Source organism: Mycobacterium sp. DHQP2018-32-09, from assembly GCF_058148405.1.
Map to the genome: position 1 here is coordinate 1 of NZ_JBYVYK010000008.1, position 25958 is coordinate 25958.

Consider the following 25958-nt stretch of genomic DNA (forward strand, 5'->3'; position numbering starts at 1 on the left):
CCGCGCCCGCTCCGGCGTCGACGCCACCGCGGCACGAGGCGCCCCCTCATCTGACCCGCCCCGCCGGCCGGCAGACGCCGCCGCCGTCGCGCCCCAGCGGGCCCGACGACCGCAGCACCCAGGTGCTGCCGCCGGTGCGCGGCGTCGACGATCCGCGGTTGCGCGACCCCATCGACGTCGTCAAGGCGGCGCTGGACGGCACTCCGCCCAAGCAGCCGCCCCCGGGTCCGCCGCGCAAGCCGCCGACGGGCGGGCCGGGCGGGCCGTCGGGACCTCGGCAGCGGCAGTTTCACGTCAATTGGAAGTGGGTGCGCCGCGGCGCGCTCGCCGCGGTGATCGTCGCGATCCTGCTGCCCATCGTGACGTTCGCGATGGCCTACGTCATCGTGGAGGTGCCCAAGCCCGGGGACATCCGCACCGCGCAGGTGTCGACCATCCTGGCCAGCGACGGCAGCGAGTTGGCCCGCATCGTGCCGCCGGAGGGCAACCGCGTCGACGTCGACATCGACAAGATCCCGGTGGCCATGCGCGATGCCGCGATGGCGGCCGAGGACCGCGACTTCTACAGCAACCCGGGCTTCTCCTTCACGGGCTTCGCGCGGGCGTTCAAGAACAACATCTTCGGCGGCGACCTGCAGGGTGGCTCCACCATCACGCAGCAGTACGTCAAGAACGCCCTCGTCGGCGATGCGCGTTCCGGGGTGGGGGGCCTGATCCGCAAGGCGAAGGAACTGGTCATCTCGACCAAGATGTCGCGCGAGTGGTCCAAGGACGCCGTGCTGGAGGCCTACCTCAACATCATCTACTTCGGCCGCGGTGCGTACGGCGTGGCCGCGGCCTCGCAGGCGTACTTCGGCAAGCCCGTGGAGCAGCTGAACGTCGCCGAGAGCGCGTTGTTGGCGGCGCTCATCCAGCGGCCGTCGACGCTCGACCCGGCCGTCGACCCGGAGGGTGCGGCGGAGCGCTGGAACTGGGTGCTCGACGGCATGGTCACCATGGGTGCGCTGTCGCCGGAGGACCGCAAGGCGCAGGTGTTCCCGCCGACCATCCCGCCCGACCAGGCGTTGCAGGCCGACCAGACGACGGGGCCCAACGGTCTCATCGAGCGGCAGGTCACCAAGGAGTTGATGGACCTCTTCGACATCGACGAGCAGACCCTCAACACCGAGGGGTTGCAGGTCACCACGACCATCGATCCGAAGGCGCAGCAGGCGGCCGAGCAGGCGGTGACCAAGACGCTCGACGGTCAAGAGCCGGACATGCGGTCCGCGGTGGTGTCGATCGACCCGAAGACCGGCGGCGTGAAGGCGTACTACGGCGGTTCGGACGCCAACGGTTTCGACTTCGCCCAGGCGGGGTTGCCGACGGGTTCGTCGTTCAAGGTGTTCGCGCTCGTCGCCGCGCTGCAGCAGGGGATCGGCCTGGGCTACCAGGTGGACAGCTCGCCGGTGACGGTCAACGGCATCACGATCAACAACGTCGAGGGCGCCAGCTGCGGCACGTGCAGCATCGCCGAGGCGCTGAAGCGGTCGTTGAACACGTCGTTCTACCGGTTGATGCTGAAGTTGAAGAACGGCCCGCAGGACGTGGCCGACGCCGCGCACACCGCGGGCATCGCCGAGAGCTTCCCCGGTGTCGACCACACGCTGTCGGAGGACGGCAAGGGTGGCCCGCCGAACAACGGCATCGTGCTGGGGCAGTACCAGTCGCGTGTCATCGACATGGCGTCGGCGTACGCGACGCTGGCGGATTCGGGGATCTATCACCGGCCGCACTTCGTGCAGAAGGTGGTCAACGCCGACGGCAAGGTGTTGTTCGACGCCGCCGATCAGGACGACAAGGGCGAGCAGCGCATCGACAAGGCCGTCGCGGACAACGTGACCGCGGCCATGCAGCCCATCGCCGGCTACTCGAACGGCCACAATCTGGCCGGCGGGCGACCGTCGGCGGCCAAGACCGGCACCAACCAGCTGGGGGACACCGGCGCCAACCGTGACGCCTGGATGGTGGGGTACACCCCGTCGCTGGCGACCGCGGTGTGGGTCGGCACGACCGATGGCACGCGGCCGCTGGTGAACTCCTACGGTGGGCCGGTGTACGGCTCGGGTCTGCCGTCGGACATCTGGAAGGCGACGATGGACGGTGCGCTGGAGGGCACCGACAACGAGTCCTTCCCGAAGCCGACCGAGATCGGCGGCTACGCCGGTGTGCCGCAGGCGCCCGCCGCGCCGCCGCCGTCGTCCGCGCCGCCGGTGGCGCCGCCGTCGGAGACGGTGATTCAGCCGACGCTGGAGATCGCGCCGGGCATCACGATTCCGTGGGGTCCGCCGACGACGGTGCCGGTGGCTCCGCCCGCGCCCGGTGGTGATCCGAACGTGCCCGTGGGTGCGCCGGGTGGTCCGGGAGCGCCGCCGGGTGGTCCGACGCCGACGGTGACCGCGCCGCCGCCGCCACCGTGACGGATCCCGTGACGGAGCCACCCGAGTTGGTGTCGCCGGAGGCCCGCGTCGATGGGCGCAGCGCCGACGAGCGTGATCTGCCGAGCCGCACCGACGTCACGGTGCGGGCGCTGTCGAATCTGGTCGGCGGTCCGGTGGGCAAGCATGCGCTGATCGGGCGCGCCAGGTTTCTCACGCCGCTGCGCGTGATGCTGCTGATCGCGCTGTTGTTCCTGGTGTTCGGCTATTCGACCAAGGCCGCATGCCTGCAGTCGACGACGTCGGGGACGGCGGATCAGCGCGTCGCGGTGTGGGAGAACCAGCGGGCGTATTACGAGTTCTGCTATTCGGACACCGTGCCGCTGTACACGGCGGAACTGCTCAACCAAGGGAAGTTTCCGTACAAGTCGAGCTGGATCGAAAAGGACGGCGAGGGTCAGCCGCGCACGCAGTACGACGGGTCGCCCGCGGTCAGGTACATGGAGTATCCGGTGCTCACCGGGCTCTATCAGTACGTGTCGATGACGTTGGCCAAGACCTATACGGCGCTGACGAAGGTGGCGTCGGTGCCGATCGTGGCCGAGGTGGTGATGTTCTTCAACATCTCGGCGTTGGGTCTGGCGCTGGCGTGGTTGGCCACGGTGTGGGCGACGGCGATGTTGGCGGGTCGGAGGATTTGGGATGCCGCGGTGGTGGCGGCGTCGCCGTTGGTGATCTTCCAGATCTTCACGAACTTCGACGCGCTGGCGACCGCCGCCGCGATGGGTGCGCTGCTGGCATGGTCGCGGCGCCGCCACGTGTTCGCGGGCGTGCTCATCGGGTTGGGCGTGGCGCTCAAGCTGTATCCGCTGTTGCTGTTGCTGCCGCTGCTGTTGCTGAGCATCCGGACGGGGCGGCTGCGCGAGTTCGGCAAGACGACGGTGGCGGCGGTGGTCGCGTGGCTCGTCGTGAACCTGCCGATCATGGTGCTGTTCCCGCGGGGGTGGTCGGAGTTCTTCCGCTTGAACACGCGCCGCGGCGACGACATGGATTCGATCTACAACGTCGTGAAGTCGTTCACCGGGTGGCGGGGTTTCGATCCGAGCCTGGGGTTCTGGGAGCCGCCGGCGGTCACCAATGCGGTGACGTTCGTGTTGTTCGCGGTGTGTTGCGTGGGCATCGGGTACGTCGCGGTGACGGCGCCGCAGCGGCCGCGGCTGGCGCAGTTGGCGTTCCTGGTGGTGGCGGCGTTCCTGCTGACGAACAAGGTGTGGAGCCCGCAGTATTCGCTGTGGCTGGTGCCGCTGGCGGCGTTGGCGCTGCCGCATCGACGAATCTTGTTGGCGTGGATGACCATCGACGCGCTGGTGTGGATCCCGCGCATGCTGTTCCTGTACGGCGAGCAGAAGATGGGTCTGCCGCAGGAGTGGTTCACGACGGTGGTGTTGTTGCGCGACGTCGCGGTGGTGACGCTGTGCGTGCTGGTGCTGCGTCGGATCTACCGGCCGGAGGCCGACCTGGTGCGCTGGCAGGGGCGGGTGGACGATCCGGCGGGCGGGGTGTTCGACCGCGCCGCCGACGCGTTCCCGACGTGGTGGCCGACCCGGTTGCGGCCGGGGGCGACGCGACCGTGGACCAGGCCGCGGGCGACGGCGCCAGAGCCGGAGCCCGAACCCGTGCGGTGAGCGCGGGGTCACGCGATTTGGCTGGTCAGCGGCGGTTGGAGTAACCTAACCCGGTTGCCGACGCAGGCGACTCTCCTGCCACGGACAGACCGTGGCCGTCACGACCATAGGAGGTGATGAGGTTTCCATGCGTCCATACGAAATCATGGTCATTCTTGACCCAACCCTCGACGAGCGGACCGTAGCCCCGTCTTTGGAGACGTTCCTGAACGTCATCCGCAAGGATGGCGGGTCCGTCGAGAAGGTCGACATCTGGGGCCGGCGCCGGCTGGCGTACGAGATCGCCAAGCACGGCGAGGGCATCTATGCCGTCGTCGACGTCAAGGCCGAGCCCGCCACGGTGTCCGAGCTGGATCGTCAGTTGAACCTGAACGAGTCCGTGCTCCGCACCAAGGTGATGCGCACCGACAAGCACTGAGTCGCCAAACCGCATGCTCGTCGGGTTGGTTCCGTAGGCTCGCCTGCGACCAACCTTCGAGTGCGACAGCGAAAAGCTTGCGCGAAGCCGAGAACCCACCCAGGAGGTAACCGTGGCTGGTGACACCATCCTCACGGTCGTCGGAAATCTGACCGCCGATCCGGAACTGCGCTTCACCCCGTCGGGTGCTGCCGTCGCGAACTTCACGGTCGCGTCGACGCCCCGCACCTTCGACCGCCAGAGCGGCGAATGGAAGGACGGGGAGGCACTGTTCCTGCGGTGCAACATCTGGCGGGAGGCGGCGGAGAACGTCGCCGAGAGCTTGACCCGTGGGTCGCGTGTCATCGTCCAGGGACGGCTCAAGCAGCGTTCGTTCGAGACGCGGGAAGGCGAGAAGCGCACCGTCGTCGAACTCGAGGTCGACGAGATCGGCCCCTCGCTGCGCTACGCCACGGCCAAGGTCAACAAGGCCAGCCGCGGTGGCGGCGGCGGCGGTGGTGGCGGCTTCGGCGGAGGTTCGGGCGGCGGCGGTTCGCGGCAGTCGGAGCCGCCGCGTGACGACCCGTGGGGCAGCGCCCCGGCGTCGGGTTCGTTCAGCGGCGCCGACGACGAGCCGCCCTTCTGACATGACTCGGGCGCCGGGTGCGCCCACCACGCAACATCTAGAAAGAGATAGCCATGAAGTCCAAGTCCACCAGCACCAAGCGCCGGCCGGCGCCGGACAAGCCGATCAAGACACGCAAGTGCGTGTTCTGCTCCAAGAAGGGCAAGGGGCAGGTGATCGATTACAAGGACACCGGCCTGCTGCGCACGTACATCAGTGAGCGCGGCAAGATCCGTGCCCGTCGCGTGACCGGTAACTGCGTGCAGCACCAGCGCGACATCGCGGTCGCGGTGAAGAATGCCCGCGAGGTTGCGTTGCTGCCGTTCAGCTCGGCGACGCGGTAGATCGGGAGACGTCGATGAAGCTCATTCTGACCACTGAGGTCGATCACCTGGGTTCGGCCGGAGACACCGTCGAGGTCAAGGACGGTTACGGCCGCAACTACCTGCTGCCGCGCGGCCTGGCGATCGTCGCCAGCCGCGGGGCCGAGCGGCAGGCCGCCGAGATCCGGCGCGCCCGCGAGGTCAAGACGGTGCGTGACCGCGAGCACGCCGTCGAGTTGAAGAACGCCATCGAGGCGCTCGACTCGGTGTCGTTGGCGGTGCGTACGGCCGGCGACAGCGGCAAGCTGTTCGGTTCGGTGACGGCGTCCGACGTCGTCGCGGCCATCAAGAAGGCCGGCGGTCCGAACCTGGACAAGCGCACGGTCGATCTGCCCAAGGCGCACATCAAGTCGGTGGGTTCGCACGTGGTCAACGTGCGCCTGCTGCCCGACGTGCATGCCGCGGTGTCGCTGGCCGTCGTCGCCGAGTAGTTACTCCAGCGTCAATACGCCCGGGTGGGAGCCTCCAAGGTTCCCACCCGGGCGTTGCTGTGCTCTCTGGCGAACTTCGCCGTCCATTGTGCGGACAGCGCGCGAGGGGCGCTGTTAACCTCTTCGGCCAGTCGTCGCCATCCAACACGCCCGACATGGCAACCCAGGACGACACGCCGAAGCAATTTGCATCCACAATGCTCGGTACGTCTCGCGGCCGCTTGAGCAGCATAAATCGACTTATAGCGAGGCGTTGTCCACAGGTTGTCCCCAATGCCTCCCCATGGTCGTCCTCGGCTATCCCCACGCCATCCCCAGGGTTGTCCACGAGCGCTGCTTGCGGCCTGCCCAGCAACGTCTAACGTTGGCCGCTGTCCCTCGACTCCCCGGCTCTTGTCGGTGGTCCGGGGGATGATGTCGAACGAGTGTTCGTAGGATTTTCGGGAGGGGGACGCTGAGTGGCCGTCGTCGATGACCGGGGTCGATCCGAGGTCGATGCTCCTCCGCCCAGCGAGGATTACGGGCGTCAGCCCCCGCAGGACATGGCGGCCGAGCAGTCGGTGTTGGGCGGCATGCTGCTGTCGAAGGACGCCATCGCCGACGTGCTGGAGCGGTTGCGGCCGAGTGACTTCTACCGGCCGGCCCACCAGAACGTGTACGACGCGATCCTGGACCTCTACAGCCGCGGTGAGCCGGCCGACGCCGTGACGGTGGCCGCCGAGTTGGAGCGGCGCGGTCAGCTCAAGCGCATCGGCGGGCACCCGTATCTGCACACGCTGATCTCGACGGTGCCGACGGCGGCGAACGCGGGGTACTACGCGGGCATCGTGGCGGAGAAGGCGATGCTGCGGCGGCTCGTGGAGGCCGGTACGCGGGTCGTGCAGTACGGCTACGCGGGCGCCGAGGGTGCCGAGGTGGCCGAGGTGGTCGACCGTGCGCAGGCCGAGGTGTACGCGGTCACCGACGGCCGCACGGCCGAGGACTTCGTGGCGCTGGAGGATCTGCTGCAGCCCACGATGGACGAGATCGACGCCATCGCCTCGCAGGGCGGTACCGCGCGCGGCGTGCCGACGGGATTCGTGGAACTCGACGAGGTCACCAACGGCCTGCACGGCGGTCAGATGGTGGTCGTCGCGGCCAGGCCTGGGGTTGGCAAGGCCCTGGCGCTGGACACGCCGCTGCCCACGCCCGAGGGTTGGACCACGATGGGCGAGGTGCGCGTCGGCGATCGGCTCATCGGGGCCGATGGTGAGCCGACGCGTGTCGTGGCCGCCACCGAGGTCATGACGGGACGGCCGTGCTTCGAGGTCGAGTTCTCCGACGGCACGGTCATCGTCGCCGACGCCGAGCACCAGTGGCTCACCGAGACGCGGGCGTCGCGTAAGTCGGCGCAGGCGGCGGCGTCGGGTTACCACCGCTACAAGAATCAGCGCACCTTTGCGGCCATCCGGACCACGCGGGAGATCGCCGCCACCGTGCGATGCGCCACCGCCGACGCGCGGCTCAATCACTCGGTGGTGAACGCCAAGCCGATCCACGCGCCCGAGGCCGACCTTTTGGTGCCGCCGTACACGCTGGGTGCGTGGCTGGGTGACGGCACGTCGGCGGCCGCGCAGATCACCACCGCCGACGCCGAGATCGTCATGCGCATCGAGGCGGAGGGTCTGGTGATGCGGCCGTCGCGCTCGGCGACCATGCGCTATCAGGTGCTGCTTCCCGAGGCTTCGGGGTTCGGCGAGCGCGCGTGTGTGGTGTGCGGCGCCCCGTTCGTGCCGCACACCAGCCAGGTGGGCACGTGTGGCCGGTCGTGCGGCGGACGGGCACGATTTCTGTCGGCACCGGTGCCCGCGCCGACGTGCGCGCGCTGCGGCGGGCCGTCGTGCGGGTTGCAGCTCTGCCAGCCGTGCCGCAATGCGGTGGGGACGCTGCAGGCGCGGTTGCGGACGTTGGGAGTGCTTGGGAACAAGCACATTCCCGTTCAGTATCTGCGGGCCTCGGAATCGCAGCGCCGCGCGCTGCTTGCGGGCCTGCTCGACACCGATGGGACCGTCACGGCGGGCGGCGCCGCGCAGTTCTCGGTCACCAACGAGCGGCTGGCGAGCGACTTCGCCGAGCTGGTGGTCAGCCTGGGGTATCGGGCGCAGACGTCGACGAAGCGGGTCAAGGGGCGCACGGAGTCAACGTCGACCGCTTTCACGGTCACGTTCTCCACCGAGGACGAGGTGTTTGGCCTGTATCGGAAGTCGTTGCTGCACAAGGAGCGTCGACGGGCGACGGGCACGGCACGGTCCCATTCCAGGTTCATCGTCGACGTGCGGCCCGTGGCCAGCGTGCCGGTGCGGTGCGTCGAGGTCGACAACGACGACCACCTGTACCTGGCCAGTCGGGCGATGGTGCCGACGCACAACTCGACGTTGGGCCTGGACTTCCTGCGGTCGTGCTCCATCAAGCACCGCCACGCGAGCATCGTGTTCTCCCTCGAGATGAGCAAGACCGAGATCGTGATGCGCCTGCTGTCGGCGGAGGCGAAGATCAAGCTCGCCGACATGCGGTCGGGCAACATGAGCGACGACGACTGGACGCGCCTCGCGCGCCGGATGAGCGAGATCAGCGAGGCGCCGCTCTACATCGACGATTCACCGAACCTGACGATGATGGAGATCCGGGCCAAGGCGCGCCGGCTGGCGCAGAAGACCGACCTGCGGCTGATCGTCATCGACTACCTGCAGCTCATGTCGTCGGGCAAGAAGGTCGAGTCGCGCCAGCAGGAAGTGTCCGAATTGTCGCGGCACATCAAGCTTCTCGCGAAGGAGCTGCACGTGCCGGTGGTCGCGATGAGCCAGCTGAACCGTGGTCCCGAGCAGCGCACCGACAAGAAGCCGATGCTGTCGGACCTGCGTGAGTCCGGCTCCATCGAGCAGGACGCGGACATGGTGATCCTGCTGAACCGCCCCGACGCGTTCGAGCGCGACGATCCCCGCGGTGGCGAGGCGGACCTGATCATCGCCAAACACCGCGCCGGACCGACGAAGACGATCACCGTGGCGCACCAGCTGCACCTGTCGCGGTTCACGAACATGGCGCACGGGGCGTAGGGGTGTGTGGCTTCCCGAGTTTAATGTCCAAATCCCAACTCAAATGTCCAGACGATGTCCAATTGGACATGAAAGTGGGATTTTTCGGGTGTCCCGGTTCGCTAGCGTGTACGCGCATGTAGTGCCGGGGTACGCGGATGACTTCTCCGGAACGACTAGACGGACACGTGTTCAAGTGTCTCCAACTACGGCTTGGCCAAGGAATCCGAAATAGACTGTGGGAAGCCAGATTCGCGATCTGAAAGCTGGGCGGAACGGGCCGGGCTTCAGATAAAGGTTCGTAGTTTCGACGATCGGCGAAGGGCGAGGGGCGGGCAGTTAGACGCGGGTGGGCGGTCACGGAGATCGCCCTACAAACCGGGACGATGAGGAGACCGCGGGTGGCCGAGAACCTGGAGGACGACAAAGACGCGTTCGGGTTCACGTCGGTAGAAGTTGAGACCGTGGCGCGTGCAATAGACAGCGCAGCCGAGCTCGGCATGCTGAGTAGCGGCGCAACAGTATCGCCCGCTAGCGTTCTCGCTGGTCTCGCAGCAGTTGTATCCGTCTACTTCAATCACGCGAGCTTCGGCGGCAACCGCCGAACTAAACTCATGAATCCTGACATTGGGCGAACGGTCGAAAAGAGCTGTCGCGTGCAGCTTTCGGACTGGTTGCGACGGCACCCAAACGAAACAGGCATAATCCTGCAGCACGTTATTCGATGAATGGAAAATCGTCTGAGGCGGCCACAATGCCAGTCGGCGCACGCCGCGTACTCGCGCACCGTTGGACTAAGCCCCTTAATGGGCTAAGTATGAGCGAATGCTGGCCCATCGCTCTCAGATCCGGTTACGCCTCGGTGGTGGGTGTGGGCTTCGGCGTGTGGGTGGTGACCCCTACTGCCGTAGGAGCGGGGTGACGAGGAGCCGCAAGCCGTCGTCGGCGCGATTGTGCGGGCGAGATCAGCCAACTACTTGTGCTGCGCGCACAGGGAGACAGGCTTTTCCCTACGAAAGTCGTTAGTGGGCGCTCGTTCGGGCGGCTGGTTGAACCCGCCTCGCCGAGGTTTGGCGCCGGGCAGCCTGCTTCCGCCATTGGACGCTCGGATCGCGCCGCGGTTGTCGGTCGCTGAGAATTTTCCTTATGGCTTTGGATGCTCCACTTAACGAACGCCAGGTTGAGGTCCTGCGCTGGATCAGCGATGGGTGCCCGGACGGTCGGTGGACGAACTCGTCGTACAAGACGACCACCGCAGCGCTCGAATGGCGTGGGCTCGTCACCGTATCCAAACGTGGCGGGACGTGGAGCGCGTCGGTCCTGCCTGCTGGTTCCGAGTATTTGGCGACCGGCAATTACCCAGCCGGCCACCGACTGCACCGGGTACGGGTTCCGCGACGGTTGCCGCCTTCCATCGCCAACCGCAAAGAGCCACCGACTCGGAAGGTTGCGGGACCCGTGCAGCTGAAGCCCACCCATCAGCTGGTCAAGGATATGGTTGACGCAGCTGGGCTCCTCGAACGTGACCTCACCGACGACGACCGTAGCTACACGCACCTGGTGTCGATCATCAACCGGCGCCAGATGGCGCCCGACGACAAGCAAGTCATCCTCAACGACTGGGTGAAGCCGGGCTACGTCGTCTTGCGATTCTCCGACGTCAAGCGTGATTGGCAGAGTGGACCGCTACCGGAACGATTAAGCAAGCTGCATCCGCTGGTGGCTGAGTTGCGAACGGACAGTCGGCTGGAACACCTCAGCGCAAGCCTACGTCCGCGAGCCTTCCGACTGCTGCATGCATTGGTCGGCGAAGCGGAGGCCCGCGGACACACAGTGCGGGTGTACAAGCGGCCGAATGGATACGTGTACGGCACACCGACCGGTGGCCTCGTTGGGTGCCTGCTCTTCGAGGTGGGCGGCATTAAGTGTGCGATCTCAATCTCTGAACCACAGGACCGCGTACCGCATGTGACAACCGAGCGTGAAATGGCAAAAGCCAAGCGAGAGAGCTGGTATCGCATCCCGACTCATGACTATGTGAAGTCTGGTCGACTGCATATGACCGTCGCGACTGACAGCGGCTACCAAACGAAAATGAGCTGGGGGGACCGTGCGAAGTTGGTCCTTGAATCGCGTCTTTGCGACGTACTGCCGCTATTCGAACGATGGGCGGCCGTCCATGCCGAACGGAAGGAAGCCGAGCGACTGCGGCAGATCGCCGATCAGGAGCGCCGAGGCCGCGAGGACGAACTCGCCCGTGACGCATACATGCAGCACGCGCTGGGGGAGCGTCTAGTTGCCGACCTGAGCGCATGGGAACTCGCCCGCCGGTTGCGTGACTACCTCGCGAAGCAACGCTGCCGTGTGGCAGAGATGCCGGTTGATGACGAACGTGCTGCCGCCGAGCAGTGGTTGGAATGGTGCGACCGCTACGTCGCGAAGCTTGACCCAGAAGTGCAGCCGATTCATCAGCCCAAGATCAAGCCCCCCGACTACAACGATCTTCGGGACTTCCGTCAGCGTCTCGGCTTCGGTCTGCGCTGGTAAATGACATCTGCTCTACCCGCTGGCTCCACTGCCGACGCTTCGCTGAGATCGGATGAACTGAGGACGGACACTATGACGGGAGATACGCCAGTCTCTCCGGGCCCGGCGTCGATGGCAGCTACGCGACTATCGACCAGCCCGAGAGTTGTACCCCCAGCTGCTCTGAAGGTACGGACTGGTCACGGGTTCTTACGTGGGACGGCAGTGACCATTCCAGTGAATGCAGTTAGCGATGGAAAATGGACTGGCTCAGCGAGTTGAAGTGCATCCGTCGCAAAACGCCCAACGGTCTGGAACCGTGCCGCGCCGCAGCGGGCAGCCTTAGGTTGTGCGGTATCCGTACGTGCTGCTGTCAGTACCAACTGCGCCCGAAGAGTTGTTGGGACTTTCGCTCCATGTACTCGTCCTTGCAGTAGTACTGCTCGATGGGCGTACGCCGCAGGCAGAAGGTGAGTGTCTCTAGATCCGACCAGAACATGTGCATCTCATCGCAACTGTCAGGAAACCCTATGCAGTCGTGTACGTGAACGCACTCGACCACAGCACCGTCCTGATGGCGCCGCAGGATGATATCGGTTTCGGCCTCGTCGGGGTCGGTCACGACGTGGACCACCCCCGCCCCCTCGACGGGAACCCGAGTGTGCCAGGCGGCCGGCGGCGTATACCCGGCGGGCAAGACAGTGCAGTCCTGCGGCAGATGCGGATCCCGTTGCACCGGTGTATTTTATCGCCCGCCTCTGACACCGGCTTTCTGTCCGCAGCCACTCGAGAGCGGCGGACAAGCGGCGTGGTCGTACGAATATGCCGGGTTTTCTCGCGATCGCGTTGCATCATCACTGAATGGCCGCCTCCGAAGATAGGATCGTCAAAGTCGCCGAGCACTTCCGGAAGCTGCTCGACAAGCGAGCCCACGCACCCGAGTCGCTGTCACAGGCACCTGATAGCCAGCTGCGGGTAATCCTCAAAAAGGCCGGCGCGGCGCGCCGCTCTCCCCGGGTGCTTGCCCAACTCCAGGAAGCTCTCGAACGCGCAGGGATCACGCCCTTCCCTCCGCTGACCGACCCCTTCCTCACACCCACTGACCGGATTCGCATGCTCGACGCCCAACATCCGATCGACATGCTGGCCTCCGAGCGCGAACTGCTGCCCACCGAGAAAGACCTGCAACAACACATCTTCGAGCGGCGTGAACAACTGGACGCGTTCAAGAAGCGCGGGCTGTCTGGCTTTGAGGAGCAGGCGATGCTCGACAGTGGCCGCCGCGTCGACATCCTCTGCAAGAGGGCATCACGCAACCAACTTGTGGCAATCGAACTCAAGGTGGCCCACCCCGACGACCGGACGGTCGGCCAGGCCCAGAAATACCTCGACGACCTGGCCCGCCACGCGAAGACCCACGGCTATGACTCCGCGCACTTGATTGTGATCTCGGGTCAACCCGACAAGTCGGTGCGCGAACGCGTCGAGCAGTACGCGACCAGTCGTGGTCTGACCGTCGAGTTCCTGCTCTACCGTGTGCAGACCAAACTGCTGGCACACCCCTGATCTTCAGGTGAGGCAGAACCACTGGCACACATTCCCGGACGGATGCTGTGGATGAGTGACGGAACTGGGGTGCTGGTGTAGCCGCCATTAGACCGATGGCGCGACTTGCAAATGCCAAAATCATCGCTGAGTAGACGACGCCCCTGGGTCACAGGGTGCCGGCGGTGATCTGGGCCTCATACGCTCACATTCCGTCCCCGTACTTCGTCTTAACAGTGCGGTGGCGTTCGCTGTAGCGCCGCTCGTAGCGGAAGGATCTGTGGATCGAGCGGTGCTTCGACAGCCTGGAGTCCCTGGAATGCACTGGACGAGGCCGTGTCGACGGTTGGTGGTTTCGCCACCTAGCCGACCGAGCTGGTCCTACATAGTTGTGAATGACAGTGCTGATGAAAGCTGTTGCTGCCGGTCGCTTTGCAGTCTTGAGCGGCCGTCGGGCAGGAACTCGAAATACCCCCATCATATGGAAGGTTACCGATGACGCAAAGCCCATCTCCGCTCGCACGGGGCGAGCACCGTGCCTCCCGAGGCTGGGGGGTTGCGACAGTGTTTGCACGTCTTGCGCTCGCCGTCGCGTTCCTCAGCGCGCTGGCGGACCGATTCGGCTGGTGGGGTGAGCCTGGAACGCGAAACGTCGCGTGGGGGACATTCGAGTCCTTCGTCGAATACACCCACGTGTTGGCTCCCTATTCGCCGCGGGCGTTCGTCGAACCTCTCGCATGGGGCGCAACGGCGCTCGAAGGAATCTTGGCTGTCGCGTTAATTCTGGGGGTGGCCTTGCGGCCGAGTTCCGTCATCAGCTTTGGGTTGTTGGTTGTTTTCGGAGCATCCATGGCTTTGTTCACGGGACCGCAAGCGCCGCTGAACGCGTCCGTGTTTGCTGCAGCCGCAGCGAGTCTCCTGCTCGCGCTCGCGCCTCCCGGGAGCTATGTCCTCAGCGCCGACCAGCGCCTCCATTCCCGATGACAGGGTGGGCCGTCGGCTCGGCAAAGACTCGCCCGAACGCATTGTGAAGGCCACCATTGGAGGCCGCGGAAAGCGAAGCCGCACGGGATCGGCGTGAATCGGTGAAGTCGCATGGCGGCTTGTTTGTCATGACTCGCGCGCCCGGCACAGGGCTCTCAAAATGAAGCCGCTCATCTAGCTGACGGCGCGGCACGTTGTGGCGAAAACTGAGTGGGGATGCTGCAGTGGCTCAAGATCCGGCGCGGTGGACACGGCTGATCCGTCCGCCCTGCCCACCGCTGCGTGCCGTGAGGTCGCTGGCCCGGCGCCTCAGCATCATCCCAGTCCGTTGTGTGGTGTCATGCGGTCTGACACCGGAAACGCTCGGAGCGCCTGCTTGCAGTGACTTGCCAACGCGACGTGGACGAAAGGTCAAAGCCAATTGCGCCCAATGCTTTCGGCATGGCGCGACGAGTGACTTCTACGGACCTACGACACGGAGGTGCGCACGCTCGGCGATTTCGTCTTGGGACAGCATGGTGATCATGGGGACGTCCGGGGCGCAGATGCACACCGCCAGAAAGCTGCTTGGTAGTGCACCACCTCACCGCCGGGTTCCCAGAAAGCTTGTCCGGCGTCAATCAAGTAGGGGGCTTCGCCCTCCAACTCGAAGAGGATTCTGCCCTCCAGCACATAGCCGAAGACTGGACCTGAGTGCCTGTGCGGTCCGACCCCAGCGTCTCCGGGCGGCAGATCGATGCGCTGCGTCATGGTGTGGGAACCCTCAGCGATGGCCGGTGGGGTGACGCTGGCGAGGTCGGTCACGGTCATTCCGCTGTTTCCGAAGGCGAGCATATGTTTCCTCTATGAGCCGGTGTGCGACGTGCTGTGCCGCAACTGTTTCGACGAGAGAGGCCTCGAATGTGTGAGCTTTCCCGGGAAAGCGGTCCCTAAGTCACTGAATCTGGTGTGCACAAGGGGAGTGAAGCGGCGAACGAGCCCGCCGCGCCGACGGTGATGAGAGTTGGCCCCATTAGTTGTTCATGGTTCGCAGGAGCGCGAGGGTGCGGGATCGCGTTTCGGAGTCGGCACTGAACGGGATCGCTGCCAGTTCGTCTACCCCGGCTTGGCGTAACTGATCGATACGAGCGACGACGACATCTTCAGGTCCGATCATCGCTGCGTCGGCGGGTTCTGCGTAGCCCTCTCGGTCGAGCATCGTGCGGTAGGAGGGCAGGGAGCCGTAGAGCGCGAACCGCTGGGCCGCCTCCGCGCGGGCGGAGTCAATGTGGTTGGTGACGGCGACGGGAAGCGCCGAGACGACGCGCACCGCGGTCGGGGGACGCCCGGCGGCTTCGGCGGCAGCGCGCAACGTGGGACCGGTGTGCTGGGCCAAGGTCTTCGGTCCGGTCATCCAGGTGAAGGTTCCCGCAGTGCGGCGTCCGGCGAGGGTGAGCATCCGCGGACCAAGCGCTGCGACGTACACCGGGGGTGGCGTCACGGCGGGAATGCGGAGTTCGACTACCGTTCTCAGGGTCTCGCCCAGTGCTTCCGCGGGCTCACCGTTGAGCAGGGGAAGCAGGCCGTCGAGATGCTCGTTGAGGCGTTGAACGTTGTTGCGGTAGGGCACACCCCACATATCTTCGGTGACTATCCGGTGGCTCACACCTAGACCGAGCAGCAGTCGGCCGCCCGAGATGATGTTGAGAGTCAGCGCTCGCTGTGCCATTAGTGTGGGGTGGGCAATTTGGATGGGTAGGACGCCGGTGCCTACCTCGATGTCCGGTACTTCGCGGAATGCGACAGCAAGAATCGTTACCAGGTCGGGGTCGAAGTGGAGCTGCGGTGTCCATACTCGGTCGAAGCCAGCGTCGCGCAAAGCGCGAAGTTCTTCAATGTAGGTGTCTACGGTGCGGACGCCGGCATCGGAGGTCAGTTGAAGAAAGCAAGTGATCCGCACAAGGTGGCCTTTCATCGAGCCGTAGTGTTCCGAGGTCCGTTCGGTCTCGAAACAACTGGTGAAGGATCGGGCGGTGTGGGCCCGGGTCAGTGTCTGCCCGCAACCCCTACCGTGGCGGTTAGAGCGGGGGACATTGGCGCAGTTCGATGCAGTTGGGGGCATCTTGCTTCAGGGAATTGTGCGTATGTCATTGCGCAGCAACGGACGTCGAGCGGCGCGACACCGAGAGGTGGGTGTCTCGCCTATGACGTCACTGGCCGCTGAACGTAGCGGTCGGCGACCGATTGTGTGGTGGGCTACGCAGCGCGACAACAGGTACGGCTCTGGGCGCGCTGCTTAGCCTGCAGGCGTGTGGAAGGACGTCCGCCTGTCTGGGTGGGTGCTAGTGCTGGGTGCTCAGCACCGGCGCTGAGGCGAGTTCGAACCCGCGATAGCCGTTGCTGACTACTTCCGCGCAGATCTCCCGGTATGCGGGGGCTCCGCCGGTGTAGAACATCAGACCGCGTGGTTTACCGGGGATATTGGCGCCCATGTACCACGAGTCGGTCTTGGTGAGCACGGTCTGCTCCGCCATCTCGTGGACGAGTTGCACCCAGTCCTGCTCCGCTTTCGCGGTGGGCTCGATGGTGTCGAACTGTCGGGCGAGGACATATTCGATGGCGTCAGAGGCCAGTTCGACGTGATCTTCGATCGCGAGGGGGTTGTTGTACAACGCAACGGCGCTCTGCGGACCGGTGATCATGAACAGATTGGGAAAGCCGTGGGAAGCGATGCCAAGGTAGGTGCTCGGGCCTTCGCTCCACTTCTGGTTGAGGGTCAGCCCATTGCGGCCCGTGATACCCATTGCCAGAAGTGCACCTGTGAAGGCGTCGAACCCCATGGCCAGCACCAGGACATCAACCTCGTACTCAGTGCCGCCGGAAAGTACCCCACAGCTGGTGATCTCCTGGATGGGGTTGGATTTGACGTCGACCAGATTGACATTGCTGCGGTTGAAGACTTCGTAGTAGTTGGTCTCCATTGGTGGCCGGCGCGCGCTGTAGGGGTAGTCGGTGGGAGTGAGCAACTTGGCGACCTGAGGGTCGTCGACGCGTTCAGCGATGCGTTCGCGAATGTATTCGCAGAGCAGTTCGTTGGATTCATGGTCGTGAAGCATGTCCGCGTAGCCGGACATCAACAGGTGGAAGCCGCCTTTATCCCAATAGCGGTCGAAGCGTTCGCGGCGTTCCGCAGCGGTGGCCAGCTTGGCGGACGGCAGTGGATCGTCAGCGATGATGCCCTGAAAGTTCTGTCGCGCGGCTATGCGGATGTCGCGGTAGTTGGCCAGGACTTCGCGCTGCTCGTCGGGGTCGGTGGGCCGATTGCGCAGCGGGACTGCGTAGTTGGGTGTGCGTTGAAAGACGGTGAGGTGTTTGACCTCTTCGGCGACCTCGGCGATGAACTGGATGCCGGATGCGCCGGTGCCGATGATTCCGACGCGTTTACCTTTCAGGTCTACGCCGGCGTGCGGCCAGCGGTGCGTGGCGTACACCTCGCCGGAGAAGCGTTCCAGGCCGGGGAATTCAGGCTTTTTGGGAATCGATACTGTGCCGGCGCCCGAGACGACGAACTTGGCGGTGCGTACCGTGCCGTCGTCGGTAGTGACATGCCAGACCGAGGACTCGTCGTCCCAGGTCATCGCGGTGACGCGGTGGCCGAAGTGGAAGCTGGGTCGCAGGTCGAACCGGTCGGCGACGTGGTTAAGGTAGGCCAGGATCTCCGGTTGTGCGGCGTAGCGTTCGCTCCACTTCCATTCTTGCTGCAGAGGCTCAGAGAACGAGTAGGAGTAGTGGATACTTTCGATGTCGCAGCGGGCGCCGGGATACCGATTCCAATACCAGGTGCCGCCAACATCGGGTGCGGAGTCAATGCCGCACACGCGTAACCCTTTTTGGTCGCGGAGTCGATGTACTGCGTACAAGCCGACAAAACCTGCGCCGATTACGATCGCGTCGAAGTCGGTGCTGTGCTGTGACATGGGGTGGTCCTAACTGCCCTGCGTGATGCTCGCCACCTTTTGGCCGAGCTCAGGTCAGTGTGGATCGCTGGGCGCCGAGTCGGGTAATACCGACTAGTTATCACCCTGACGTACAGCGAGTTTCCCTTCGGGGATCACCGATACACAACCGGAGACCACCGTTCGGGCCGTCTGAATGAAGGAAGCCACCTCGGCGCGGTGATCATCCCTGCGGTACCCGACACCGGCGACACTATAGGGCCCGTCGACCAACCGGACTGCCCGCAGCGCTGAATCTCCCAATCCCCCCAGGCGCCAACCGCTTTGCGCCATCGGACTGATGGCACAGTTACGCAGAATGTCGAGGGTGATATCGAGCAACCCCAGTGCTGGTGAGGGAATGGAACGCGCGCTGTGGCGCAGATCGGCGAAGTTCCAAAACTTCCGCCAAGGTTGAGGTGTTCGCGTCACCTCCAGCATGGGTTCATCCAGCACTGAATCGACGGTCAGTTCTGGTAGGTCGGCGAGTCGGTGGCCTGGGCTGGCAATGAGCAACGTTGGTTCATCGAACAGCGGCGCCATCGCCAGCTTCGAGTGTTCGTAGGGAGAGCGAACAATGGCGACCTCGACACTCCCGTCGAGGACACAGTTGAACTGTTCGAGGAAGTTGAGCTGCCGCACCGATACCCGTAGGTGCGGATTTGCGTGCTGGAAGCCGGCCAGAATGGGGCCGGTTAGCTCACCAGCAGCAACGCGTCCCTCCACGAGGCCTACCGTGAAAACAGGGGCTGTGCCTGCGCTGGGCGTCGCCAGAGACGCCACATTCTTCGCAGTTTCTATGCTGTCGAGAATCTGACGGGCCCGCGGCAGGAGCGCCACGCCGGCCTCGGTCAGGGTTACCCCCTTATGGGAACGTTCGAGCAGGGCGGCGCCAACCTCTCGTTCCAGCTTCTTCAAGGCCACCGAGAGTGCTGGCTGCGCCACCATCGCTCGACGTGCGCCAGCGTGCACGCTGCCCTCTTCTGCGACGAGAACGAAGTATCGAAGCGCGCGGGGGTCCATGTTCTTCCTGACGATCACCAAGTCAGACGTTGTTCGACTTCTGCAACTACTGCCGCGTCACACCGCGTGTGAACCAGACAGTTCACTGTCGGGTACCCAGCACGGCGACTCCGGGGCACTGGCTGAGGTTCTACCACCTTCAGGTCGTCTCCATACGTCGATCCGGTGATCCGGGTGAGCAGTCAGCGATAACAGATCGGTATTACCGCGGTGTGACCGACGCCGTTGATACTGGGCACTGCCCGCTCGCGCGTTGTGATCAGCGCCTCACGGATGTGCGAGATTCTGCTGGGCCACACGGGCGCGAGAGGTTGGAGCTTCTGACCCCCGTGCTCGCGATGCCGAACCAGCCATCACACACAGGTTAGGTGATTATGCCCCTCTCAGAGCCGGATGTAGTTGTCGCGCAATATACTTCGATAGCCCGGCGTATGGCAGCAGAGCCGACGATGGAACTCAGCGGCGTCCGAGCGATGTTCGAGGAACTGGGGGAATTGGCCACAGAACCGTCCGGAGTGGCGTTCTGTGAAGCAGTGGACGCCGGGGTACCGGCGTTGTGGTGCATTCCCGCAGGTGCAGATCCCCAACGTGTGATCCTGTACCTCCATGGTGGGGGCTTCGCTGCCTGCAGCCCCGCCACCCACCGAAAACTCGCAGGTCACCTCGCGCAAGCTGCAGGTGTCACCGCGCTGGTCATCGACTACCGCTTAACCCCGGAGCATCCGTTCCCCGCCCAACGCGACGATGCCATCACCGCATATCAGTGGTTGACGGGCCCCAGCGCCTCGGAACGGAACGTCTCACTGGCCGGGGACTCGGCAGGCGGCAACCTTGTGGTAGCAACTGCGCTGAGAATCCGTGATCTGGGACTGAAGCCGCCAGCCGCGCTGGTGTTGTACTCACCCTGGCTGGACCTGGAGAACACTGCTTCGACGTTGGAAACCAACGCCGGCGAAGATCTGCTGATCAGCCGTGCCCTTGTTGACGGCATGGCCCTGATGTATCTCGGCGAGAAAGGGTCAGCCACAGATCCGGGCACAAACCCGATGCGCTCTGACCCTGCTGGGTTGCCTCCGATCTACATCTCGGTCAGCGACACCGAGACGCTCCTGGACGACAGCCTCAGGTTCACGCAGAAGGCACGAGCCGCCGGCGTCGATGTCGAGCTGGAAATCTCTTCTGGTCAGCAGCATGCATATCCGCTGGCGGCAGGTCGCTCTGCCGCAGCTTCCACGACGGTCACTGCCTCGGGGCAATGGCTCAAAACCAAACACGACCGGGCCGCTCAACGAGCCTGACGGCCATCGCAGAGCGTGCCCCGACTCCGAGAAGACCGAGACGAAATGAGGACCACCGACGTGAACGAGACGTCGAACGCGCCGACGCAGGCCGGCCATGCGCGTCGGCTGCGCGGCAAGAACAGCGCACTCGCATCATCAAGCGGTGGCCGGCGATGAAGGCCTACGACCGCGGACCCACGGACGCCGCCGTCCTCGAGTTGACGATTGGCCAATGCTTCGACCAGACCAGCGCAGCGCATCCGGATGTTGACGCCCTGGTCGAGGTATCCACCGGTCGCCGTTGGACCTATCGCGAACTCGACTGTGAGATCACCACGGTCGCGCGCGCAATGTTGGCCCGCGGCATTGATCGCGGTGACCGCATCGGGATCTGGGCTCCAAACTGTGCCGAGTGGGTGATCGTGCAGCTTGCCTCCGCCAAAATCGGGGCCGTACTCGTCACCATCAATCCGGCCTACCGCACGCATGAGCTCGCCTACGTCCTCAACCACGCCGGCGTGCGTACCTTGATCTCAGCCACCCACTTCAAGACCTCGAACTACGTTGCCATGGTGGCCGAGGTTCGCCGTGAGGTTCCCGCTTTGAAGGACGTGGTGTTTCTCGGAACAGCCGACTGGGATCGTCTGTGTGAGCAAGCTGACGAGATCGGAGATCCCGAACTGTTGGAGCAATCGGCCACCTTGCATAACAGCGACCCCGTCAACATCCAATACACCTCTGGAACAACGGGATTCCCCAAAGGCGCGACACTCTCGCACCGCAACATCCTCAACAACGGATACTTCGTCACGGAGCTGATCAAACTCCGCGCCGCGGACCGGCTGTGCTTACCGGTCCCGTTCTACCATTGCTTCGGCATGGTGATGGGCAACTTGGGCTGCATCACCCACGCCGCCACAATGGTGATTCCGGCGCCGGGATTCGACGCCGAGGCCACCCTTGCGGCCATCGAGGCTGAGCGCTGCACCGCCGTGTACGGCGTGCCCACGATGTTCATCTCGATGCTGAACCAACCGCGGTTCCCCGACTTCGACCTGTCCACGCTGCGAACAGGCATCATGGCCGGCGCCGTCTGTCCCGTCGAGGTCATGAAGCGCTGCGTAGACGACATGCACATGGCTGAAGTGGCCATCGCCTACGGAATGACCGAAACATCCCCAGTGTCATGCCAAACCCTCCTGGATGACGACCTCGAACGGCGGACCTCCTCCATTGGACGCGCCCACCCGCACGTCGAAATCAAGATCATTGACCGCGAGACCGGCCACGTAGTCGAGCGCGGACAACCTGGGGAGCTCTGCACCAGGGGCTACTCCGTCATGCTCGGCTACTGGGACGACGAGGACAGAACCAACGAAGCCATTGATTCCGAGGGCTGGATGCACACCGGCGACCTCGCGGTCATGCGCAAAGATGGTTACTGCAACATTGTGGGCCGCATCAAAGACATGGTGATCCGCGGCGGCGAAAACATCTACCCCCGCGAGATCGAGGAATTCCTCTACTCCCATCCCGACATCGAAGATGCGCAGGTTATCGGCGTGCCAGACGAGAAGTACGGTGAGGAGATCTGCGTCTGGATCCGGATGAAGACCGGACGAACGCCGCTGGATGTCGATGCAATCCGCGCCTTCGCCGCCGGACGACTCGCGCACTACAAAGTCCCGCGATACGTCCACGTCGTAGACGACTTCCCCATGACCGTGACAGGCAAAGTGCGCAAGGTAGAGATGCGCCAAACCAGCACCCAGATCCTCGGTCTATAGGCGAAAAAGCTGTCTCCGAAAAACAGTCGGCCCCATCTAAGCCAAGCCCATCCCAACTCCACATCAATCCAGCCACTATCGCGCCATCGTCGGCGCCGCTGGCTGACGAACCCGTCCTCGGCGCCGACTGCCGGACGTGCACACCCGGCCGTGGCCTCCACCCTGACTTCACGAGAGGGCTAGACAACATGACAGAATTTGATAGTGACGTCGTCATTGTTGGCGGCGGACCGGTGGGCACACTGCTGGCGGTGTTGCTAGGCAGGCAGGGCCACAGCGTCCTTGTTGTCGACAAGTGGGCTGAACCTTACGCAGCTCCACGGGCGGTAACCTTCGACCACGAGATCGCGCGAATCCTCGCCATCCTAGGTATTGACTCCGACCACGACGACGCTATCGAACACCACGATGAGCTGTACTACTGGCGAAACGCTCACGGCGAAACGCTGCTTGAGGTTGATTGGAGATCCGTCGCAGCATCAGGCTGGCGCACAAGATACTGGTTTTCCCAACCCGAGTTGGAGCAGCGGTTACGTGACGTCGCCGCCACCCTGCCCACCGTGACGATGCGACGTGGTTGGCGGGCCACCCACCTTGATCAGGACAGCGAGGGCGTGGTCGTCACGGGCGTGGTGAGCAACCTCGGCGGAGAAGAAGCTACTGAGCGGATCCAGGCCAAATTCGCGGTGGGCGCAGACGGCGCCAACAGCTTCGTCCGTTCGGCTCTCGGGCTCGGATTCGCCGACCACGGATATTTCTTCGACTGGCTGATCCTCGACATGATTCCACGCGCTGAACTCAACTTCGGACCCACACACTGGCAGCTGTGCGACCCCGCACGTCCGACCACCATCGTGCCCGGAGGTCCTGGACGGCGCCGCTGGGAGTTTATGGTGCTACCAGGAGAATCTCGCGAACACCTCGACACGGCGGAAGCAGCGTGGGGCCTACTCGAACCATGGGGCGTCACCCCGGCCAACGCAGAACTGGAGCGGTCGGCGGTCTATCGATTCCAAGCGTGCTGGGCAGAAACCTGGCGTCGTGGCCGCGGACTTATCGCCGGTGACGCCGCCCACCTGATGCCGCCCTTCGCGGGTGAGGGGATGTGCGCGGGCATGCGAGATGCGGTGGCATTGGCGTGGCGCCTCGACCTCATCTTGACCGGGGTCGCCAACGACTCCCTCCTGGACTCCTACAGCGACGAGCGCAAAGGGCATGTCCAGCACTACATCGACTTCTCCATGCACCTCGGCAAGATCATCTGCCTCATCGACCCAGCCGAGGCGCAGGAGCGAGACCGACGCATGCTGGCCGAACTGCGCAGCTCCGAGGGCACGCCCGTCGACACCGACATCGCAGTCCTGGGTCGGGGACTCTGGTGCGAAGGCAGCGCGCACGCCGGCGAACTCTCAGTTCAAGGCGTCGTGGAGGCCAGCGGCGAGCGCGGCCGCTTCGATGACGTGGTGGGCCGCGGCTGGCTGTTGCTGGGCCGTGATTATGACCCGGCTGCGGCACTGACCGCTGAACATCAGCGACTTTGGGATCGCCTCGGCGGCCGCCTTGTTCAGATCGGCGACAGTGGTGCCGACGGGAACGTGCACGACGTCGCTGGGACCTATACCGAGTGGCTGGACACCATGGGTGCCAACTTCGTGGTACTGCGACCCGATTTTTACGTAGCAGCCACGGCTGCTGACCCAAGTGCTCTGGCAGCGTGTCTGGACACGATCTTCGACAGACTCTGCTTGACCGCGGACAACCGCGTCCCGACCACGATCAGTTGAGGTCCACCCAATGAGCTTGGTATTCGACCATACTGTCCTACCCCAAAGGGTACTTTTCGGGTCCGGGCGTGCCGCAGATTTTCTTGAGGCAGAGGTTGACCGGCTCAACGCCCACCGGGTGATGATCATCGCGTCAGAACGCGAAAATGTTTCGGCGCAACACCTTTCTACCAACATCGACGTGGCCGTGCGCCATCATGACCGTGCGCCGCACGTACCGGTCGAGAACGCAAAACGCGCCCGCGCCGTCGCTGCTGACAACGACGCCGACCTGCTTGTCAGTATCGGAGGCGGCTCAACTACAGGCCTTGCCAAAGCGGTTGCGTTAACCACCGGCATACCCATCATCGCAATCCCGACAACCTATGCCGGATCTGAGGCCACCAACGTTTGGGGAATCACTGAGGCACACCTTAAAACAACCGGCGTCGACAACAAGGTGTTGCCGGTATCGATCATCTACGATGCCGAATTGACCCTGACACTACCCCCCGGTCTGGCCATCGCGTCAGGCCTCAATGCGATGGCGCACTGCATCGACTCACTGTGGGCCCCACGTGCCGACCCGATCAACCAGGCCCTGGCTGTGGAGGGAACACGCATACTGGCCGAAGCGCTCACTGCTGTTGCCGCTGATCCGAACGCGCTGTCTGCGCACGAACAAATGCTCTACGGCGCTTACCTCTCTGCTACGGCATTTTCATCGGCAGGCTCCGGACTGCACCACAAGATCTGCCATGTTCTCGGCGGCGCCTACAACCTGCCCCACGCGCACACTCACTCAGCCGTGCTCCGACATGTGGTGGCGTTCAACGCTCCCGCTGCGCCAGCTGCAGAGACGCGGCTTGCCGCTGCCCTCGCATCTGGCTCGGCGACGGCTGGACTGGACTCATTGCTCGACCGAGTGAACGCCCCCCACAGGCTTGCAGACTACGGATTTCGCGAAGAGGACATTTCCGCGGCCGCTGGGCTGATCCTGCCCGTGGTCCCAGTCTCAAATCCACGTCGTGTACGCCATGACGACTTGATAACTCTGCTTAGCGCCGCTTACAGCGGCGAAACGACCCCGCTCGAAAGGAACAGCGCATGACGCGTACGCACCCCGATCCCACGACAGCCGACACCCAGGCTGCAATTGAGCAGGAGCTCATCGATGCCGTCGTAGCGTCGTTCGACAACGCCGAGAACCCGCGTGCACGGCAAGTGATGCAGTCCCTGGTCCGCCACCTGCACGAGTTCATTCGCGAGGTCCGCCTGACCGAAGCCGAATGGGACACGGCTATCGGGTTTCTCACCGACGTCGGCCACATTACTGATGACAAACGCCAAGAGTTCATCCTATTGTCCGACGCGCTCGGGCTCTCGATGCAGACCATCGCAGTGAACAACACTGTTCATCGAAATGCCACCGAAGCCACCGTTTTTGGGCCGTTTTTTCTCGAAGGCGCTCCGGAGGTCCCCCTCGGCGGCGATATCTCGGGCGGAGCCGTCGGTCAGCCCTGCTGGGTGGAAGGAACGGTCAGCGACTGTGACGGGAATCCGGTACCCGGAGCCCGCATCGAAGTGTGGGAATGCGACGACGACGGATTCTACGACGTCCAGTACAACGACGGAAGAATGGTGGCCCGCGCCCACCTATATACCAACCAGGAGGGCAAGTACCACTTCTGGGCACTCACCCCAGTGCCCTACCCGATACCGCACGACGGACCCGTCGGCAAGATGCTTGCCAGCGTCGGCCGATCCCCGGTGCGGGCGGCGCACCTGCACTTCATGGTCACTGCCGCCCAGTTGCGCACACTCGTGACCCACATCTTCGTCCGGGGCGACCCGCAATTAGCCGTCGGTGACAGCGTTTTCGGCGTCAAAGAGTCCTTAATCAAGGACTTCAAGCAGCAGGCCACGGGTACGCCGACCCCAGACGGCCGCGACCTAGGTGGCGCCACGTGGTCGAGAGTTCACTTCGATATCGTGCTTGCCCCCAACGACGCGTCCTGATGGCTCCCGGGACCTTCGCCAGGTAGATCGCCACGGGGTGACTTT

The 25958-nt window shown here is 64.2% G+C and carries 21 protein-coding genes; 16 read left to right on the forward strand and 5 right to left on the reverse strand.

What is annotated here, in order from left to right:
* The first annotated feature begins 50 nt into the window (after positions 1-50).
* The 9 genes from AC30CM_RS05800 (at position 51) to AC30CM_RS05840 (ending at position 11559) form a co-directional block, all read left to right on the forward strand.
* Entirely contained in the window at positions 51-2459 is a 2409-nt protein-coding gene (locus tag AC30CM_RS05800) for a transglycosylase domain-containing protein (RefSeq protein WP_490116001.1), read from the forward strand.
* Between the two features lie 8 nt (positions 2460-2467).
* Positions 2468-4102, forward strand: coding sequence for a glycosyltransferase family 87 protein (locus AC30CM_RS05805; protein WP_490115884.1), 1635 nt, complete (start codon positions 2468-2470; stop codon positions 4100-4102).
* Between the two features lie 127 nt (positions 4103-4229).
* Positions 4230-4520, forward strand: coding sequence for a 30S ribosomal protein S6 (gene rpsF, locus AC30CM_RS05810; protein WP_490116002.1), 291 nt, complete (start codon positions 4230-4232; stop codon positions 4518-4520).
* A 112-nt stretch (positions 4521-4632) separates the two neighbouring features.
* On the forward strand, positions 4633-5145 hold the full coding sequence (locus AC30CM_RS05815) for a single-stranded DNA-binding protein (protein WP_490115885.1): 513 nt from the start codon (positions 4633-4635) through the stop codon (positions 5143-5145).
* 53 nt (positions 5146-5198) lie between these two features.
* Positions 5199-5468: a 30S ribosomal protein S18 gene (gene rpsR, locus AC30CM_RS05820; protein ID WP_490115886.1), complete on the forward strand. Its 270-nt coding sequence runs from the start codon at positions 5199-5201 to the stop codon at positions 5466-5468.
* A 14-nt stretch (positions 5469-5482) separates the two neighbouring features.
* A complete protein-coding gene (gene rplI, locus AC30CM_RS05825; protein ID WP_490115887.1) occupies positions 5483-5938 on the forward strand; it encodes a 50S ribosomal protein L9 in 456 nt (151 codons plus the stop codon).
* A 458-nt stretch (positions 5939-6396) separates the two neighbouring features.
* The gene (gene dnaB, locus AC30CM_RS05830; RefSeq protein WP_490115888.1) at positions 6397-9033 is read left to right on the forward strand and encodes a replicative DNA helicase; all 2637 of its coding nucleotides are present in this window, start codon (positions 6397-6399) and stop codon (positions 9031-9033) included.
* 380 nt (positions 9034-9413) lie between these two features.
* A complete protein-coding gene (locus AC30CM_RS05835) occupies positions 9414-9740 on the forward strand; it encodes a hypothetical protein (protein ID WP_490115889.1) in 327 nt (108 codons plus the stop codon).
* A gap of 730 nt (positions 9741-10470) precedes the next feature.
* A complete protein-coding gene (locus tag AC30CM_RS05840; RefSeq protein WP_490115890.1) occupies positions 10471-11559 on the forward strand; it encodes a hypothetical protein in 1089 nt (362 codons plus the stop codon).
* 352 nt (positions 11560-11911) lie between these two features.
* Here the strand turns inward: AC30CM_RS05840 and AC30CM_RS05845 are convergent, their stop codons facing one another.
* Positions 11912-12274 carry a hypothetical protein gene (locus AC30CM_RS05845; protein WP_490115891.1) on the reverse strand — a complete coding sequence of 121 codons (363 nt, stop codon included), beginning with the start codon at positions 12272-12274 and terminating at the stop codon, positions 11912-11914.
* A 125-nt stretch (positions 12275-12399) separates the two neighbouring features.
* Here AC30CM_RS05845 and AC30CM_RS05850 point away from each other — a divergent pair, with 125 nt between their 5' ends.
* Both AC30CM_RS05850 and AC30CM_RS05855 read left to right on the forward strand, forming a co-directional pair.
* Positions 12400-13104 (forward strand): PDDEXK family nuclease, encoded by a 705-nt coding sequence (locus tag AC30CM_RS05850; RefSeq protein ID WP_490115892.1) that lies wholly within the window; start codon positions 12400-12402, stop codon positions 13102-13104.
* Positions 13105-13647: 543 nt separating this feature from the next.
* Complete coding sequence (locus tag AC30CM_RS05855) at positions 13648-14067, forward strand: hypothetical protein (RefSeq protein ID WP_490115893.1); 420 nt, start codon at positions 13648-13650, stop codon at positions 14065-14067.
* A 522-nt stretch (positions 14068-14589) separates the two neighbouring features.
* Here AC30CM_RS05855 and AC30CM_RS05860 read toward each other — a convergent pair.
* The 4 genes from AC30CM_RS05860 to AC30CM_RS05875 form a co-directional block, all read right to left on the reverse strand.
* A complete protein-coding gene (locus AC30CM_RS05860) occupies positions 14590-14901 on the reverse strand; it encodes a cupin domain-containing protein (RefSeq protein ID WP_490115894.1) in 312 nt (103 codons plus the stop codon).
* A 178-nt stretch (positions 14902-15079) separates the two neighbouring features.
* The gene (locus tag AC30CM_RS05865; protein ID WP_490115895.1) at positions 15080-16021 is read right to left on the reverse strand and encodes a TIGR03564 family F420-dependent LLM class oxidoreductase; all 942 of its coding nucleotides are present in this window, start codon (positions 16019-16021) and stop codon (positions 15080-15082) included.
* Between the two features lie 367 nt (positions 16022-16388).
* Positions 16389-18023: a flavin-containing monooxygenase gene (locus AC30CM_RS05870; RefSeq protein WP_490115896.1), complete on the reverse strand. Its 1635-nt coding sequence runs from the start codon at positions 18021-18023 to the stop codon at positions 16389-16391.
* Between the two features lie 93 nt (positions 18024-18116).
* Positions 18117-19082 carry a LysR family transcriptional regulator gene (locus tag AC30CM_RS05875; protein WP_490115897.1) on the reverse strand — a complete coding sequence of 322 codons (966 nt, stop codon included), beginning with the start codon at positions 19080-19082 and terminating at the stop codon, positions 18117-18119.
* A 455-nt stretch (positions 19083-19537) separates the two neighbouring features.
* Here AC30CM_RS05875 and AC30CM_RS05880 point away from each other — a divergent pair, with 455 nt between their 5' ends.
* The 5 genes from AC30CM_RS05880 (at position 19538) to AC30CM_RS05900 (ending at position 25913) form a co-directional block, all read left to right on the forward strand.
* Complete coding sequence (locus tag AC30CM_RS05880) at positions 19538-20362, forward strand: alpha/beta hydrolase (RefSeq protein WP_490115898.1); 825 nt, start codon at positions 19538-19540, stop codon at positions 20360-20362.
* A gap of 155 nt (positions 20363-20517) precedes the next feature.
* The gene (locus tag AC30CM_RS05885; protein ID WP_490115899.1) at positions 20518-22131 is read left to right on the forward strand and encodes an AMP-binding protein; all 1614 of its coding nucleotides are present in this window, start codon (positions 20518-20520) and stop codon (positions 22129-22131) included.
* A 188-nt stretch (positions 22132-22319) separates the two neighbouring features.
* On the forward strand, positions 22320-23915 hold the full coding sequence (gene mhpA / locus AC30CM_RS05890) for a bifunctional 3-(3-hydroxy-phenyl)propionate/3-hydroxycinnamic acid hydroxylase MhpA (protein ID WP_490115900.1): 1596 nt from the start codon (positions 22320-22322) through the stop codon (positions 23913-23915).
* A 10-nt stretch (positions 23916-23925) separates the two neighbouring features.
* Complete coding sequence (locus AC30CM_RS05895; protein WP_490115901.1) at positions 23926-25005, forward strand: maleylacetate reductase; 1080 nt, start codon at positions 23926-23928, stop codon at positions 25003-25005.
* Positions 25002-25913 carry a dioxygenase family protein gene (locus tag AC30CM_RS05900; RefSeq protein ID WP_490115902.1) on the forward strand — a complete coding sequence of 304 codons (912 nt, stop codon included), beginning with the start codon at positions 25002-25004 and terminating at the stop codon, positions 25911-25913. The genes AC30CM_RS05895 and AC30CM_RS05900 overlap by 4 nt, the downstream gene beginning before the upstream one ends.
* The last annotated feature ends 45 nt before the right edge of the window (positions 25914-25958 follow it).